Below are 16,590 nucleotides of genomic sequence, written 5' to 3'. Positions count from 1 at the left end.
GCCGCACTAACCTTCGGCAATGACTACGACAAGCCGCCCCCGAACTTTGGTCATCTTCGGCACCCGCCCGGAAGCGATCAAGTTGTTCCCGGTCGTCCGGGCGCTGCAACAGGTCGATGGTATGGACGTCGTCACCTGCGTGACCGCGCAACACCGGGGCTTGCTCGATCAGGTGCTGGCGATCGCAGGCCTCACCCCGGATGTCGACCTCGACCTCATGGAGCCGGGCCAGTCGCTCGACCGGCTGACCGCGCGCCTCCTGACCGCGCTGGGCGAGGTGATGGATCGCGTCGCCCCCAACCGCGTCATCGTCCAGGGCGACACCGCGACCGCCATGGTGGGGGCGTTGGCGGCCTATTATCGCAAGATTCCCGTCGCGCACGTCGAAGCAGGGCTACGCTCCGGCGACATCTATCATCCCTGGCCCGAAGAGGTGAACCGCCGCATCGTCGCGCCGATCGCCGACCTGCACTTCGCACCGACCGAGACTGCGGCGGCCGCTTTGGCGCGCGAGAATGTGACGGAGGGCGTCCATGTCACGGGCAACACCGTGATCGACGCGCTGCACTGGACCCGCGCACGCATCGCCGAACAGCCGGACCTCGCCAGCGATCTCGCCCCCCTGCTCGCGTGCTTCGCCGGCAAGCGGATCGTGTTGGTCACGACGCATCGCCGCGAGAATTTCGGCGACGGCATGGCGGCGATCGGGCGGGCGATCGCGCGGATCGCGGCACGGCTGGACGTGGCCGTGCTCTTCCCGATGCACCCCAATCCCAATGTCGCGGCCGTCATGGACGCCGTTTTGCCGGCCGCCCCGAACGTCGCGCGGATCGCGCCGCTCGATTATCCGCATTTCATCCGCGCGCTCGACGCCTGCACGATCGCATTGACCGACTCGGGCGGCGTGCAGGAGGAAGCACCGGCACTCGGCAAGCCCGTGCTGGTGATGCGCGACACGACCGAGCGGCCGGAAGGGGTCGCAGCGGGCACCGCACGGCTCGTCGGCACCGACGAAGCGCGCATCGTTTCCGAAGTGTTCACCCTTCTCGACGACAAGGCGGCCTATACCGCCATGGCCCGCGCCCACAATCCGTTCGGCGACGGTCATGCCAGCAGCCGGATCGCAAGGATCGTCGCCGATGGTTTCGGACTCTGAATTGAAGGTCGTCGTCCTGGGGCTGGGCTATATCGGGCTGCCCACTGCCGCCGTGATCGCGCGCACCGGCGCGCGCGTGCTGGGCGTCGACGTCACACCATCGGTGGTCGAGACGGTCAATTCGGGCCGCGTGCATATCGAGGAGGTCGACTTGGACGGCCTCGTCTCGGGCGTGGTTCCACGTGGATCGCTGCGCGCCTCGCTGACGATCGAGCCGGCGGACGTCTTCGTCATCGCGGTGCCGACGCCCTTCGCAGACGATCACGCGCCCGACATCCGCTTCGTGCTCGACGCAGCAACGACAATCGCCGCCGTGCTGAAGGCGGGCGATACGGTGATCCTCGAATCGACGTCGCCAGTCGGCACGACCGAGCGGGTCCGCGACCTGCTCGCCCAATTACGCCCCGATCTGCGCGTGCCCGGCCGCGCCGGCGAAGCCGCCGACGTCGCCATCGCTTATTGCCCGGAACGCGTGCTGCCCGGCCGCATCCTCGTCGAGCTGATCGACAACGATCGCGTGATCGGCGGCATCACCCCACGCTGCGCGCGCAAGGCGCTGACCTTCTACCGCCGCTTCGTCCGCGGAGCGTGCGTCACCACCAATGCCCGCGCGGCGGAGATGACGAAGCTCACCGAAAACGCCTTCCGCGACGTCAACATCGCCTTCGCCAACGAACTGAGCCTCGTCGCAGATACGATGGGCGTCGACGTGTGGGAGGTGATCCGCCTCGCCAACCGCCATCCGCGCGTCAATATCCTGCAACCCGGCCCCGGTGTCGGCGGCCATTGCATCGCGGTCGATCCCTGGTTCCTGGTCCATGCCGATCCCGCCAACACGCCGCTGATCCGCACCGCCCGACTGGTGAACGACGGCAAGACCGACCACGTCATCGCCCAGGCTGCCGCGCTGATCGAGGCGCATCCCGGCGCGCCGGTCGCGTGCCTGGGCCTCGCATTCAAGGCGAATATCGACGACTTCCGCGAGAGCCCGGCGCTCCGCGTCGCGCAGGCGCTCAGCGAACGGTTCGGTGCGCGTGTAAAGATCGTCGAGCCCTATGCCGACCGCCTGCCGCCCGCGCTGGAAGCCCATGGCGCGACGCTGATCGACATCGACGCGGCCATCGACGCCTGCCCGATCATGATCGTGCTGGTCGACCATGACGTGTTCCGATCGGTGCCGCTGGAGGAGCGCGCCGACAAGCTGGTGCTCGACACGCGCGGCATCTGGCCGGACCAGCCAGCCCCCCGATCGCCGCGCGACGCGCTCCGCCTCGCGGGTTGACGCCTGCCCGTCAGGCGCGGTTCAGGGTGTTGCCGCCACCGGTGCGGCGCCCTATCTGCCCTGCCTGCTCGACTGACGGGATTTCATGCTCAAAAAGTTGCTTCAGGGGCGCCGCGCGGCGGCCGCTCCCACCCCTGCGATCCCCGATGGCGAACGCGTCTATGCGGTGGGCGATATCCATGGCTGTGACGACCAGCTAAGCCGCCTGCTCACCGCGATCGACGCGGACGACGCGGCGCGTGGGCGCGCGCAAACGACGCTGATCTTCCTCGGCGATCTGGTCGATCGCGGCCCGGCGTCGGCAGGCGTCATCGAGCGCCTGTATCGCCTGGCCGCGGACCGCCCCGCCACCCGGTTCCTGCTCGGCAATCACGAAGAGGTGTTCCTCGACGCGCTGAAGGGCGATCCCAAGGCGCTGCGCATGTTCTGCCGCATCGGCGGGCGCGAGACGATCCTGAGCTATGGCGTCGATTCCACCGAGTATGACCGAATGGACTATGACGAACTGCATCAGGCGATGCAGCGCCATGTGCCAGCCGAGCATCAGGCGTTCGTCGAGCGATTCGAAGACCTGATCGTCATCGGCGATTATGCCTTCGTCCACGCCGGCGTCCGCCCGGATACCGATCTGGCGGCCCAGCGCAGCGCCGACCTGCGCTGGATTCGCAAACCGTTCCTCGATCACAACGGCCCGCTGCAAAAGGTGATCGTCCACGGCCACACGATCAGCGAAGACCTCGACGTGCAGGGCTATCGCATCGGCGTCGATACGGGCGCCTACCAGACCGGCCGACTGACCGCGCTGGGACTGGAGGGCACCGAGCGCTGGACCGTGCAGGTCGGCTGACGGGCTGAAGGGATACTCTGGCCCGGTCAGGCGTTGTTGGCGCGGCATATGGGGGGGTTCATGCCGGACCGACCCCTGCTATGACCGCGGAGACGGCATCATCCGGTGTCGTATGAAATGCTGTCCGCGAGCGTAAACGGCCGGCGTGAGTGGTTGTCTTGTTTACCTGTTTATGGCAGGGCGACCGTGACGAACATGAAGAGGGAGTTTTTATGCGTCTTGGGAAGTATCTGATGGCCGCTGCGGCCGCGACGATGGCTGTTGCTCCGGCGGTTGCCGCTCCGGCGAACCCGGCGGCGAGCCTGTCGGTCGCCAAGTCGGTCCGCACCGGTTCGGTGTCGGGCAAGAAGAACGAGCTGGCCGGTGGCGGCATCCTGATCGCCGTTCTGGCGGTCGCTGCCGTGGCTGCTGGCATCGTCGTCGTCGCTGACGACAACAGCGGCAAGGCCGACAGCAACTAAGTTGCTGTGACAACTTCGGTTGGGAAATAGCGGTCTTCGGGCCGCTATTTTTTTGCCTGCCGTCTGCCGCCCGGTTCGCGGCCAGTGCATGATGACATGGCGTTCATCCCCCTTCTCCGTTCGCCCTGAGCCTGTCGAAGGGCGGGGCGCCACGGGCGAGGTCGGCACATGCGGGCACCTGTGCTTCGACAAGCTCAGCACGACCGGTTCTATCTCATGTCATCCGGCTCTAGCCCATGGCGGCGGGCTATCGTGATGATGCGACCCCGGCCCTTCCCGGTTGCTCCTGCCCCGCGCGCCCGCTAACCGGGCGACTTGATGCATGCCTCCGATCACAGCCCCGCCGCCCAGCTTCCGGGCGGCGCCGTTTTCCCGCACCGGCACCTGACCGGTATCGACGGCCTTCAGCCGCATGAGATCGCCTTTCTGCTCGACGAAGCGGAAACGTGGATCGCCGCAAACCGCAACCATGCGGCGCCGGACAAACGGCTCGACGGCCTGACGCAGATCAACGCCTTCTTCGAAAACAGCACGCGCACGCTGCTCAGCTTCGAAATCGCGGGCAAGCGCCTGGGCGCGGACGTCGTCAACATGCACGCCGCGCAATCGAGCGTGAAGAAGGGCGAAACGCTGATCGACACCGCCCAGACGCTGAACGCCATGCGTGCCGACGTGATCGTCATCCGCCACATGGCGAGCGGAGCGGTGCGGCTGATCGCGGACAAGGTCGACTGCCCGGTGCTCAACGCCGGCGACGGTCGCCACGAACATCCGACGCAGGCGCTGCTCGACGCGCTCACCATCCGCCGCCGCCGCGGGAGCATAGCCGGCCAGCGCGTGGTGATCTGCGGCGACGTGCTGCACAGCCGCGTCGCGCGATCGAACATCCTCGCGCTCACCGCGCTCGCCGCAGAGGTCCGCGTCTGCGCACCCTCGACGCTGATGCCCAAGGCGATCGAGCGGATGGGCGTCACCCCCTTCACCGATTTCGACAAGGCGCTGGTCGGCGCCGACGTCGTCATGATGCTGCGCGTGCAGAACGAGCGGATGGCGGGCGATTACATTCCATCGAGCCGCGAATATCGGCTCCGCTACGGCCTGACGCCGGAGCGAATCGCCCGGCTGCCCGACCCGTTGGTCATGCACCCCGGCCCGATGAACCGCGGTGTCGAGATCGATTCGAGCGTCGCGGACGGGCCGCAATCGGCGATTACGGAACAGGTGGAGATGGGGGTGGCGGTGCGCATGGCCTGCCTCGATGTTCTCACCCGCCGCGCACGCAAGGTGGAGGGCTGGGCATGAGCGTGATTGCCTTCACCAACGCCCGCCTCGCCTGCCCCACCGGCGGCGTCCGCGACCGCAGCCTGCTGGTCCGCGACGGCGCGATCGTCGCCAGCGGCACGATCGACGTGCCCGCCGATGCGACGATCGTCGATTGCGGCGGCAAGATGCTGAGCCCCGGCATCGTCGACCTCGGCGTATTCCGCATCGATCGCGCCGCCTTCCGGGCAGGCGGCATCGTCCGCGTCGCGCTGATGCCGGATGGCAATCCAGTGCTGGACGATCCCGGCATCGTCCAGCGCGCCGCGCTGATCGGCAAGCCCGACCTGTGGATTCACCCCATCGCCGCGGCAACGCGCGGCCTGGCCGGGGCAGAGATGGCGGAAATGGCGATCTGCGCCTCCGCGGGCGCGCGTGCGGTTGGCACGGGTCGCGGCTGGATCGCCGATTCGGGCGTGATGCTGCGCGTCCTCGCCTACGCACGTGACCTCGACATCGCCGTCGTTGCCCATGCGGAGGATGGCGCATTGACCGCGGGCGCCGTCGCGACCGATGGCGAGACGGCGACGCGGCACGGCCTGCCCGCCGCCCCCGCGATCGCCGAAGCCTTGGCCGTCGCGCGCGACCTGATGCTGGCGGAGGAAACCGGCGCCCGGCTGCACATCCGGCAGGCGACCACCGCTGCGGCGTTCGACCTGATCCGCGCCGCCAAGCGCCGCGGGGTCCGCGTCACCTGCGGCATCACGCCCGCCCATCTGCATCTGTCGGATATCGCGATGAGCGATTTCCGTACCTACGCCCATGTCTCCCCGCCGCTGCGTAGCGAGAGCGACCGGCAGGCCGCCCGCGCCGCGATCGCGGACGGCACCATCGACGTGCTGTGCTCGGGCCACGATCCGCACGGCCCGGAGGCCAAGCGCCTCCCCTTCGTCGATTCGGCGGCCGGCATGGCGGGTGCGGAGACGTTGTTGCCGCTGGGGCTCATGCTGGTACGCGACGGGCTGTTGCCGCTCGAACGGCTGCTGGCGATGCTGTCGGTCAACCCTGCGCGCGTGCTGGGACTGGAGACGGGCACGCTCGCCGCCGGGCAGCCGGCGGACCTGATGCTGTTCGATCCGGAAACGCCGTGGCAGGTCGATGGCACCGCCTTCGCCTCCGAAGGCAACACACCCTTCGACGGCCTGCCCGTACAGGGCCGGGTGCTCCGCGTGTGGAAGGGCGGACGCGAGATCGCCTAGGCGACCCGCGCTCCGCTTGCTCGTCAGCGCGACGCCAGTTGCACCGGCGTCCGGAGCCATTGCGCGATACGGTCCCCCGCCTCGCGGCGGACGAAGCAGGCGCCGCCCTTGGCGCGATAGGCGCGGCACATCTGCACCGCCGCATCGCGGGTAAAGCCGCCCACCGACAGGCGGTACAGCGCCCCCTGTTCGGCGGCGAAGCGCGCGCCCGTCGGCTGATGACCGGACAGCGAGGCGAAACGGCGCGTCGCATTGGCCCAGCCAGACCGGGCCACCGCCGGGTTGCTGAACGCACCTAGTTGGACGAACCAGTCGCCGGCCGGCGCGGATCGGGCGAGCGGCGTCGCCGCAGGCACGTCCTGTACCACATGGCGCTGACCACTGCCGGCAAGCGCCAGCTTGGCGGGGGTGGCGTCCGCGCGGATCAGCATCGTCGGCGCTGGCTGCACCGCATCCTGCTGCGGTGGGAGGTCGACCTTTGCGAATTGAACCGCCGGTGCGGGCGCCTCAGCGGCAACCGGCGTAGGCGTCTCGACCGCGGCCGTCTGCACCGGCGCGTCCGGCATCGGCGTCACCGGCGTCGGCGCGTTGAGCGCCAGCGCCACCGGCCGGCCCGCATCGGCAACCGGCCGCACGCCGAGCAGGCTCGCGACTTGATCCGGCGCGCCCTTCGGCTGGGTGAAGGCGGCCCATTGCTCCATGCGCGCGTCAAGATCGGCGGACGACATATCCGCCGCCGCGGCGATCCGCGCCATGTCCCAGCGCCCGGCGAGCGCGTAGCTCAGCGCGAGGTTCTGGCGGATCTTCGCGGTTGCGCCCGGCGCGCGTGCCGCAGCGTCGAGGATCGTGATCGCGCCCGCCGGATTGCCGGCCAGCGCCGTGGCAAGGCCCAGGTCGGCGGCGGGGATATCCTTGGCATGGGCATCCAGCGTCGCCCGCGCCGCGGACCAGTCGCCCGTCGCGATCTGCGCGAGCGCGAGGTTGAGCGCGGCCTTGCCGTTGCCCGGCATCAGGTCGACGACATCGGCAAAGGTGTCGCGCGCGGACGCGAAGCGCCCTGCCTGCAGATAGCCCTGGCCGAGCAGCATGCGATAGCCCGCGTCGCGCGGCGCCTGCGATACCGCGCTTTCGGCATAGGCCACCGCGGACGGGTCCCGCGTCGCCAGCGCGCGCGCGGCCTTTTCGGCGTCGCGGTGCGCCGCCTTGGCGGTACGCGCCGCCGCGCGGTCGCTCGCCTTGGCGAGGTGATTGCCGGTCGCGGTACAGCCGACCATCGTGCCGCCGAGCACGAGCGCGGACAGGCCGAGCGACAGGATGAGACGCGGTGTCATCGGATAAACCCCCAGTGTTTCGCGACCCTGGTGCGGTGCGGCCGGGTCATGGCCGAGTCCTTGCGCGCGACAATTGCGCGACGAGCGTATCGACCTCGGGCACCGCGACGAGCAGCGCGTCGAGGGCGTCGGTCAGCAGATCCTGTGCGGATCGATCGGTGATGGCGCTGGCCAGCCGCAGCCGCAGATGCCGATCGGCATCGATGCGCAGCGTGAACGCCGTCTGCCCTTCGGTTGGCGTCTCGCGCCGGATGCGCTGGGCTGCCGCGAGCGAGACCTCGGCCACCGCGGCAGGTCGGCCGATTTGCGCCGCCAGCAGGTCGCGCTGAACGAGCACGGGTGGAACGCTGTCTGCCGCCCCCATGTCGTTCCAGCCGAGGTCATCGCTCTGGCTGGGGGGAAAGCTCATCAGCGCGCCGCTGCGCATCGCCGGCCGCGCCCGTCCCTTGCGGGCGAGCAGGCCGGACGACAAGGCGGCCATCGGCTTGGACGATGCGGTCACGCGATCAGCCCCCGATCACCCGGCGACCGAAGCCACCACCCGCCGGACGCGCGCCGAAACCGGCATGGCCCGACGCATTCGGCACGCTGAACACGGTCCGGCGGAAATTCTTCTCCAGCCGGTCGGCGACAAACGTCCACAATTCCGTGATCTCTGCCGCGGATCGTCCGTCCGGGTCGACCTCCATCACGGTTCGACCATCGATCATCGATGCCGCGAAATCGGTGCGCTGGTGAATGGTGGTGGGGGCGACGGTGCCGTGCTGCGACAGCGCGATCGCGGCCTCGCTGGTGATCCGGGCATGCGGCGTCGCGCCATTGATGACGAACACCACCGGCTTGCCCGCCCGCTCGCACAGATCAACGGTCGCGCCCACGGCGCGCAGATCGTGCGGGCTGGGCCGCGTCGGCACGACGACGAGCTCGACGACGGCGATGACGCTCTGGATCGCCATGGTGATCGCCGGCGGCGTATCGATCAGCGCCAGCTTGAATCCCTGCTGCCGCAAGACTTCCAGGTCGGCCTGTAACCGCGCGACCGTGGTCTGCGCGAAGGCGGGAAAGTCGGCGGTCCGCTCGTTCCACCATTCGGACAGGCTACCCTGCGGGTCGATGTCGATCAGCACGACGGGACCATTGCCGGCCATCTGCGCCTGCACGGCGAGATGCCCCGACAAGGTCGTCTTGCCCGACCCACCCTTTTGCGATGCCACCGCGAGGACGCGCATAGCTTCCCTTCGAACCGTCCAAATCTGTCGCGATACCTGTCAGATCGAGGCTAAGAACCGGTTAATGGGACGATGTGCGGCGATCCCACTTTGCCTTGCGCGGTCTGGCGGGGCATGGTGGCGGCGACACGAGATCAAAAAGGGCAGCGGAATGCGGAACTTCGGTGGACTCGCACGCGCGGCGCTGGCGGCGGGCATGGCGCTCGCCACGCCGGCGGGCGCGCAGAGCGTCAAGGCGGGCGTCGACGCCTGGGGTCGCGGCGATTACGACGGTGCGGTGGCCCAATGGCGCGGGCCGGCGGTGGCGGGCGACGCCGATGCGCAGTTCAACCTCGGCCAGGCGTATAAACTCGGCCGCGGCGTGCCGGTCGATCCGGCGCTTGCGGAAAGCTGGTTCCGCAAGGCGGCGCTCCAGGGCCATTATCAGGCGCAGGACAATTACGGGCTCGCGCTGTTCCAGTCGGGTCGCAAGGCCGAGGCTGCACCGTGGCTGGAAAAGTCGGTCGCCCGCGGCGAGCCGCGCGGGCAGCTGGTGCTGGGCACGATGCTGTTCAACGGTGACGGCGTGCCGCGCGACTATCCGCGCGCTTATGCGCTGATGACGCTCGCCTCGCAGGCCGGTCTGAAGGCCGCGTCGGAAACGCTGGCGCAGATGGACCAGTACATCACCCCGGCCGACCGCGAGCGCGGCACGGCGCTGGCGCAGCGGTATCGCGACGAGTTGCGCAATGCGCCGCCTGCCGCCCAGCGCAACACTGCCGTGGCGACGACCAGCGTGCCGCCCTCCCGCACGGTCGAAACGCCCCGTCCCGCCAAGACGCCGCCGCGCAAGCCGGAGGACGTCATCCCGCCGCACCAGCGCTCGCCCGATCGCCCGGTCAACGACCGGATCGCACCGCATGAACCGATCCGCAAAGCGCCTGCCGCCGCTGCTACCCCCGCCGCCATGGGCGGATCGTGGAAGATCCAGCTCGGCGCGTTCAGCACCCAGGCGAATGCCAGCACGCAATGGGCGCGCGTCCGCGGCAAGCTGGGTGGCGCGCAGCCCGTCTACGCGAAGGCGGGCAACGTGATCCGGCTGCAAGCCAGCGGCTTCGCCAACAAGGCCGCGGCGCAAAAGGCATGCGCGGCATCAGGCGTGTCCTGCGTGGTGGTGGCGCCCTAACGTCGGCAAGGTTCGGGCCGCCTGCCCTCCCCGTCACCCCGGACGAGTCCGGGGTGACGGAAGTGGATTTGACGCGCCTACGCCACCCAATCCCTGCGCGCATAGCCCTGCGCGTAGAGCAACGCGCTCAAATCCCCATGATCCACCCGCGCCGCGGCCGCGGCGGCGACGATCGGCTTGGCGTGATAGGCCACGCCCAGCCCCGCCGCGCCGATCATCGCGAGATCGTTCGCGCCGTCCCCCACCGCTAGGCTCAGCGCCGGGTCCATCCCCCGCGCCACAATCGCGGCACGCAGCGTCTCCTCCTTGGTCGCCGACCCCACGATCGGCTTGGCGACGGTGCCCGTCAGCCGGCCGTCCTCGATCAGCAACACGTTGGCAATCGCCCGGTCGAAGCCGATCTCCGCCGCCACAGGCTCGGCGAACCGCGTGAAGCCGCCCGACACCAGCACCGCATGCCCGCGGTGCGCGCGCATCGTCCGCACCAGCGCCTTGGCACCCGGCATGATCGTCACCCGCTCGGCAAGGCATTGCGCGATCACGTCTTCGCTCAGGCCCTTTAGCAGCGCGACGCGGGCGTCCAGCGCCCCTTCGAAGTCGAGCTCGCCGCGCATCGCCGCCTCGGTGACGGCGGACACCTCCGCCTTGATCCCGGCATAGTCCGCGAGTTCGTCGATGCATTCGACGGTGATCATCGTCGAATCCATGTCGGCGACGAGCAGCGCTTTCCGCCGCGACGCGGTCGGTTGAACGATGACGTCGGTGGCGGCGAACGCGCCCTCCAGCGCCCCGCGCCCCGCTGCCGCATCGCGAGCGAACGGGACATCCGCCGCGACGCCCTCGTCCAGCCACGCCGCCGCGCCTGGCGCGCATCCCGCCGCCGCCAGCCGGTCGACTGCGGCCGAAAGGTCGCCTCGCGTCAGCGCTTCGCCTATGAGCGTCGCCGTGAACATGTCCGTCTCCCACCCCAAACCGAGCGTCGCGCTCATCGCAGGGCCGACCGCCAGCGGCAAGTCCGCTGCGGCGATCCGGATCGCCGAGCGCCACGACGGCGTCGTCATCAATGCCGACGCGAGCCAGGTCTACGCCGACCTCCGAATCCTCACCGCCCGCCCCGATGCGGCGGAAGAGGCGCGCGTGCCGCATCGCCTGTTCGGTCATGTCGATGGTGCCGACGCGCACTATTCCGCCGCGCGCTGGGCGGACGAGGCGCGCGCCGCGATCGACGCGGTCCACGCCGAGGGCCGCCTGCCCATCCTGGTCGGCGGCACCGGCCTGTACATGCGCACGTTGCTCGACGGTATCGCGCCCGTGCCGCCGATCGACCCCGCTATCCGCGCCGACGTGCGCGGCCTGCCGGTGGCCGAGGCGCATCGTCTCCTGTCACAGGAAGACCCCGCCGCCGCCGCCCGCCTCGCCCCCGCCGACACCACGCGGGTGGCACGCGCACTGGAAGTGGTGCGCGCGACCGGCCGGCCGCTCGCGCATTGGCAGGCGCAGCGGGTCGGCGGTATCGGCGACCGCATCCGGCTCGCCGCCGCGATCCTGCTCCCCGACCGTTCGTCGCTGTTCGACCGGATCGACGCCCGCTGCGCGACGATGTTCGCCAACGGCGCCATCGAGGAAGTCGCCACGCTGCTCGCCCGTAAAGACCTGCCCGCCGACGCGCCGATCCGTCGCGCGATCGGCGTGCCGCCGATCGGCGAATATCTGCGCGATGCCGTCTCGCGCGACGCCGCACTGGCGCAGGTCCAACTCGACACACTGCGCTACGCGAAGCGGCAATATACGTGGTTTCGCCATCAACCGCCCGAAGAATGGCACATCGCGACAGAATCGAATGAAATCGATGTCGCCATAGCAAGTTTATTATAGAAAAGGGTTGACCCCCCTGGCCCGTCCGGCTACCCGCGCCGCACCAAACGCAATTCTGGTGGAGACGAACCGTGGGCGAAAAGAGCGGAGCAGACATCCTGGTCGAGGCGCTGTGCGATCTCGGCGTGGAGGTCGTGTTCGGCTACCCCGGCGGGGCGGTCTTGCCGATCTATGACGCGATGTTCCGGGCGAACGCCAACGGCACGCGGATCAAGCACATCCTCGTCCGCCACGAACAGGCGGCGACGCATGCGGCGGAGGGCTATGCCCGCTCGACCGGCAAGCCCGGTGTCGTCCTCGTCACCTCCGGCCCCGGCGCGACCAACGCGGTCACCGGCATCACCGATGCTTTGCTCGATTCGATCCCGATGGTCGTCATCACCGGCCAGGTTCCGACCGGGCTGATCGGCACCGATGCGTTCCAGGAAGCCGACACGGTCGGTATCACGCGTCACTGCACCAAGCACAATTATCTGGTGAAGGACCCGGCGAAGCTGGGCCCGACGATCCACGAGGCGTTCCATATCGCGACCAGCGGCCGCCCCGGCCCCGTCGTCGTCGATATCCCCAAGGACGTCCAGGTCGCGACCGCGCGCTACACCAAGCCCGGCCCGATCCAGCACAAGACGTATCGTCCGCGCGTCAAGGCGCCGCAGAGCGAGATCGAGCAGGTCGTCGACATGCTCGCTGCCGCCGAGCGCCCGATTCTCTACACCGGTGGCGGCGTCATCAATTCGGGTCCGGCGGCGTCGCAGCTGCTGATCGAGCTCGCCCGCATCTCGGGCGCGCCGGTCACCTCGACGCTGATGGGTCTCGGCGCCTTCCCCGCCTCGTCGCAGCAGTTCCTCGGCATGCTCGGCATGCATGGGACCTACGAGGCGAACATGGCGATGAACCAGGCCGATCTGGTGATCGCGATCGGCAGCCGCTTCGACGACCGCGTCACCGGCCGCCTCGACGCGTTCAGCCCGAACAGCCGCAAGGTCCATATCGATATCGATCGGTCGAGCGTGAACAAGAACGTCCGCGTCGACCTCGCCGTCATCGCCGACGCCGGCCATGCGATGGAAGACATGGTCCGCATCTGGAAGGCGCGTCAGCATCCGAAGCCCGACACCACCGACTGGTGGCGCCGTATCGCCGGCTGGCGCGCGGTCGGCTGTCTCGACTTCCCTGAAACCGCCAGCGACATCATGCCGCAGCGCGCGATCCGCGTCTTGTGGGAGGCGACACACGCGCGCAATCCGATCATCACGACCGAGGTTGGCCAGCATCAGATGTGGGCGGCACAGCATTTCGGCTTCGAAAAGCCCAACAAGTGGCTGACCAGCGGCGGCCTCGGTACGATGGGCTATGGCCTTCCCGCCGCGATCGGCGCGCAGCTCGGCAACCCCAATGCCTTGGTCATCGACATCGCGGGCGAAGCCAGCATCCAAATGAATATCCAGGAGCTGGCGACGGCGACGCAATATCGCCTGCCGGTCAAGATCTTCATCCTCAACAACGAATATATGGGCATGGTTCGCCAGTGGCAGGAACTGACCTATGAAAGCCGCTATGCCGAAAGCTATTCGGACAGCCTGCCCGATTTCGTGAAACTGGGTGAGGCATACGGCTGGAAGGGCATCTTGATCGACCGCCGCGACCAGCTGGAGGACGGCATTCAGGCGATGCTCGACCACGACGGCCCGGTGATCGTCGACTGCCGCGTCGCGAAGCTCGCCAATTGCTTCCCGATGATCCCGAGCGGCGCCGCGCACACCGACATGATCCTGCAGGCCAATGAGGTCAGCGGCACGATGGACGACGAGGCGAAAGCGCTGGTTTGACCCTTTATTCCTCCCCGGCACGGGGAGGGGGACCATGCGGAGCATGGTGGAGGGGGAGTGCGGCAAGCGATGGCGCCGGTGGAGGGCCCCCTCCACCACTCGCTACGCGAGCGGTCCCCCTCCCCGTTCCGGGGAGGAATTTGACTTGCACATCAAGACCGAAGCCACCGAACGCCACACGCTGGCGGTCATCGTCGACAACGAACCGGGCATCCTCGCGCGGATCGCCGGCCTGTTCACCGCACGCGGCTATAATATCGAAAGCCTGACGGTCAGCGAGATCACCGCCGACAAGACGGTCAGCCGCATCACCATCGTTACCAGCGCCTCGCCGGCCACGATGGAACAGATCATCGCCCAGCTTGATCGGCTGGTGCCCGTCCACAAGGTGACCGACCTCACCGCGCAGGGCGCGCACGTCGAACGCGAGCTCGCGCTGGTGAAGGTCGCGGGTAGCGGCGATCACCGGATCGAGGCGCTGCGCCTCGCCGACGTGTACCGCGCCCGTGTGGTCGATGCGACGACGACCAGCTTCGTGTTCGAGGTGACGGGATCGATCGAGAAGATCGACAAGTTCGTCGAGCTGATGGGCGAAGTCGGCCTGATCGAGGTCGCCCGCACCGGTATCGTCGCCATCGCCCGCGGCAAAGAGGCGGCGTAAGTTTTACCACCCGTTCCCTACAACCCTCCCGTCACCCCGGACGTGATCCGGGGTCCCGCTTCTTCAACTGGCGGGACAACAGCGGGACCCCGGCTCACGGCCGGGGTGACGAAAGGAAGTACAATGAAGGTCTATTACGATCGCGACGCCGATCTGAACCTCATCACCGACAAGAAGATCGCCATCGTCGGCTATGGGTCGCAGGGCCACGCCCATGCGCAGAACCTGCGCGACAGCGGCGTCAAGGACGTGGCGATCGCGCTGCGCGAAGGATCGGCGACCGCCAAGAAGGCGATCGACGCCGGCTTCAAGGTGCTGTCGAACAAGGAAGCGGCGGCATGGGCCGACATCGTCATGATCCTGGCGCCCGACGAGCATCAGGCGGCGATCTGGGACGCGGACCTCAAGGGCAATATGAAGCCCGGCGCGGCGCTCGCCTTCGCGCACGGCCTCAACGTGCATTTCGGCCTGATCGAGCCGCCCGCGGACATCGACGTCATCATGATCGCGCCCAAGGGCCCGGGCCATACCGTGCGCAGCGAATACGTCCGCGGTGGCGGCGTGCCCTGCCTGATCGCGATCCATCAGGACGCCAGCGGCAATGCGCATGACGTCGCGCTCGCTTATGCCTCGGGCGTCGGCGGCGGTCGCTCGGGCATCATCGAAACCAACTTCCGCGAGGAATGCGAAACCGACCTGTTCGGCGAGCAGGCCGTGCTGTGCGGCGGCATCACCCACCTGATCCAGGCGGGCTTCGAAACGCTGACCGAGGCGGGCTACGCCCCCGAAATGGCCTATTTCGAATGCCTCCACGAAACCAAGCTGATCGTCGACCTGCTGTATGAAGGCGGCATCGCCAACATGCGCTATTCGATCAGCAACACCGCCGAATATGGCGACATCGTCACCGGCCCGCGGATCATCACCGAAGAGACGAAGAAGGAAATGAAGCGCGTGCTCGCCGACATCCAGTCGGGCCGCTTCGTCAAAAACTTCGTCCTCGACAACCGCGCCGGCCAGCCCGAGCTGAAGGCCAGCCGCAAGCAGGCCGCCGCGCATCCGATCGAAAAGGTCGGCACCGAACTGCGCGCCATGATGCCCTGGATCGGCGCCAACAAGCTGGTCGACAAGGCGAAGAACTAAGCGATCCTGTAAATCCTCCCCCGCCAGGGGGAGGGGGACCGTTCGGCGCCAGCCGAATGGTGGAGGGGGAGGACGGCGCCGCCCGTCCAGCCGAGGCGTGTCGCTTCCCTCCCCCTCCGTCACGGCTTCGCCGTGCCACCTCCCCCTGGCGGGGAGGACTACGACAGCCAAGCGCGCAACCGACCGTTTCCGAACCGGCACTTTCCCCCTGCGCGGCGTTATGGTCAAACCCGGAACGATTGTTCCCAGGGAGACCCACCACATGCGCCTGATCCTCGCCGCCGTCCTGGCCGCTGCCGCCGTGCCCGCCATCGCGCAGGCCCCCGCCGGCCTGCCCGGCTCGCCGAACGCCGCCGCCGTGACCGCTGGCACCTATGCCGTCGATCCCGCGCACACGCAGGTGACGTGGACGCTCAACCACATGGGCTTCAGTATGCTGTCCGGCCAGTTTGGTGCGGAAGGCGGCTCGCTGACCATCGATCCCAAGCGCCCCGCCGCGGCGAAGCTCGACGTCACGTTCGCGATCAACAAGCTGTCGACCACGTCGGAACAGTTCAATCATCATCTGGAATCGAAGGACTTCTTCGACGCCGCCACCTATCCGACCGCGCGCTTCGTTTCGACCTCGGTCGTCGCCAACGGCGATCGCGCGAAGATCACCGGCAACCTGACGATCAAGAACGTCACCAAGCCGGTGACGATCGATGCGACCTTCGTCGGTGCGGGCACCAACCCGATGAGCAAGAAGCTAAACTTCGGCTTCCGCGGCACCGCGATGATCAAGCGCAGCGATTTCGGCCTCGGCTATGCGCTCCCCGTCGTCGCCGACGACGTGAAGCTCGACATCAACGCCGCCTTCACCGCGCAATAAAATGGTCGTGCGCGCGGGATGGCCTGAAACTTTTCCGCACGCACCACCCGTTTGGCGGGTGGACAAAGCTGCCGCGCTCCGTCATGACGCAGCCGTGATGATGAGCGCCGCCGCCACCCTGCGACTTACCCGCCCTTAGGGGCGGCCACTGCTCATGCATGCTCCCCTAAGGGCCGGATAACGCTTCAGCGCCACCTTGCCGCGCCAGCAGCGCGCGGCCG

The 16,590-nt window shown here is 68.3% G+C and carries 16 protein-coding genes; 12 read left to right on the top strand and 4 right to left on the bottom strand.

What is annotated here, in order from left to right; genetic code table 11:
* Positions 1 to 19: 19 nt before the first annotated feature.
* From wecB to GGR47_RS05545, 6 genes are all read left to right on the top strand, one after another.
* Entirely contained in the window at positions 20 to 1,156 is a 1,137-nt protein-coding gene (wecB, locus tag GGR47_RS05570) for a non-hydrolyzing UDP-N-acetylglucosamine 2-epimerase (RefSeq protein WP_183949449.1), read from the top strand.
* Positions 1,140 to 2,438: a UDP-N-acetyl-D-mannosamine dehydrogenase gene (gene wecC, locus GGR47_RS05565; RefSeq protein ID WP_147035977.1), complete on the top strand. Its 1,299-nt coding sequence runs from the start codon at positions 1,140 to 1,142 to the stop codon at positions 2,436 to 2,438. Before wecB ends, wecC begins: the two co-directional genes overlap by 17 nt.
* A gap of 85 nt (positions 2,439 to 2,523) precedes the next feature.
* Complete coding sequence (locus GGR47_RS05560; protein ID WP_147035978.1) at positions 2,524 to 3,285, top strand: metallophosphoesterase family protein; 762 nt, start codon at positions 2,524 to 2,526, stop codon at positions 3,283 to 3,285.
* Between the two features lie 233 nt (positions 3,286 to 3,518).
* A complete protein-coding gene (locus GGR47_RS05555) occupies positions 3,519 to 3,746 on the top strand; it encodes a hypothetical protein (protein ID WP_017978378.1) in 228 nt (75 codons plus the stop codon).
* Positions 3,747 to 4,064: 318 nt separating this feature from the next.
* Positions 4,065 to 5,048, top strand: coding sequence for an aspartate carbamoyltransferase catalytic subunit (locus tag GGR47_RS05550; protein WP_147035988.1), 984 nt, complete (start codon positions 4,065 to 4,067; stop codon positions 5,046 to 5,048).
* Positions 5,045 to 6,265, top strand: coding sequence for a dihydroorotase (locus GGR47_RS05545; protein ID WP_147035979.1), 1,221 nt, complete (start codon positions 5,045 to 5,047; stop codon positions 6,263 to 6,265). Before GGR47_RS05550 ends, GGR47_RS05545 begins: the two co-directional genes overlap by 4 nt.
* A gap of 23 nt (positions 6,266 to 6,288) precedes the next feature.
* Here the strand turns inward: GGR47_RS05545 and GGR47_RS05540 are convergent, their stop codons facing one another.
* The 3 genes from GGR47_RS05540 to GGR47_RS05530 are packed head-to-tail and all read right to left on the bottom strand — an operon-like array spanning position 6,289 to position 8,825.
* A complete protein-coding gene (locus tag GGR47_RS05540; RefSeq protein ID WP_147035980.1) occupies positions 6,289 to 7,596 on the bottom strand; it encodes an SPOR domain-containing protein in 1,308 nt (435 codons plus the stop codon).
* A 46-nt stretch (positions 7,597 to 7,642) separates the two neighbouring features.
* Entirely contained in the window at positions 7,643 to 8,077 is a 435-nt protein-coding gene (locus GGR47_RS05535) for a hypothetical protein (protein WP_147035989.1), read from the bottom strand.
* A 25-nt stretch (positions 8,078 to 8,102) separates the two neighbouring features.
* Positions 8,103 to 8,825 (bottom strand): ParA family protein, encoded by a 723-nt coding sequence (locus GGR47_RS05530; protein WP_043059038.1) that lies wholly within the window; start codon positions 8,823 to 8,825, stop codon positions 8,103 to 8,105.
* Between the two features lie 151 nt (positions 8,826 to 8,976).
* On the opposite strand from GGR47_RS05530, the gene GGR47_RS05525 reads away from it, so the two are divergent.
* Positions 8,977 to 9,990, top strand: a complete 1,014-nt coding sequence (locus tag GGR47_RS05525) for an SPOR domain-containing protein (RefSeq protein ID WP_147035981.1) — start codon at positions 8,977 to 8,979, stop codon at positions 9,988 to 9,990.
* Between the two features lie 77 nt (positions 9,991 to 10,067).
* Here the strand turns inward: GGR47_RS05525 and serB are convergent, their stop codons facing one another.
* Positions 10,068 to 10,943 carry a phosphoserine phosphatase SerB gene (gene serB, locus GGR47_RS05520; RefSeq protein ID WP_147035982.1) on the bottom strand — a complete coding sequence of 292 codons (876 nt, stop codon included), beginning with the start codon at positions 10,941 to 10,943 and terminating at the stop codon, positions 10,068 to 10,070.
* Here serB and miaA point away from each other — a divergent pair.
* From miaA to GGR47_RS05495, 5 genes are all read left to right on the top strand, one after another.
* The gene (miaA, locus tag GGR47_RS05515; protein ID WP_147035990.1) at positions 10,942 to 11,865 is read left to right on the top strand and encodes a tRNA (adenosine(37)-N6)-dimethylallyltransferase MiaA; all 924 of its coding nucleotides are present in this window, start codon (positions 10,942 to 10,944) and stop codon (positions 11,863 to 11,865) included. The genes serB and miaA overlap by 2 nt on opposite strands.
* A gap of 71 nt (positions 11,866 to 11,936) precedes the next feature.
* Entirely contained in the window at positions 11,937 to 13,694 is a 1,758-nt protein-coding gene (gene ilvB, locus GGR47_RS05510) for a biosynthetic-type acetolactate synthase large subunit (protein WP_147035983.1), read from the top strand.
* A gap of 145 nt (positions 13,695 to 13,839) precedes the next feature.
* Positions 13,840 to 14,355 (top strand): acetolactate synthase small subunit, encoded by a 516-nt coding sequence (gene ilvN, locus GGR47_RS05505; RefSeq protein ID WP_017978368.1) that lies wholly within the window; start codon positions 13,840 to 13,842, stop codon positions 14,353 to 14,355.
* Between the two features lie 123 nt (positions 14,356 to 14,478).
* Positions 14,479 to 15,498, top strand: a complete 1,020-nt coding sequence (ilvC, locus tag GGR47_RS05500; protein ID WP_017978367.1) for a ketol-acid reductoisomerase — start codon at positions 14,479 to 14,481, stop codon at positions 15,496 to 15,498.
* Between the two features lie 262 nt (positions 15,499 to 15,760).
* Entirely contained in the window at positions 15,761 to 16,369 is a 609-nt protein-coding gene (locus tag GGR47_RS05495) for a YceI family protein (RefSeq protein WP_147037313.1), read from the top strand.
* Positions 16,370 to 16,590: the final 221 nt, after the last annotated feature.

The sequence above is a fragment of the Sphingomonas aquatilis genome (assembly GCF_014196115.1).
Lineage (GTDB): Bacteria > Pseudomonadota > Alphaproteobacteria > Sphingomonadales > Sphingomonadaceae > Sphingomonas > Sphingomonas aquatilis.
This window is presented reverse-complemented; position numbering and strand designations above follow the sequence as displayed.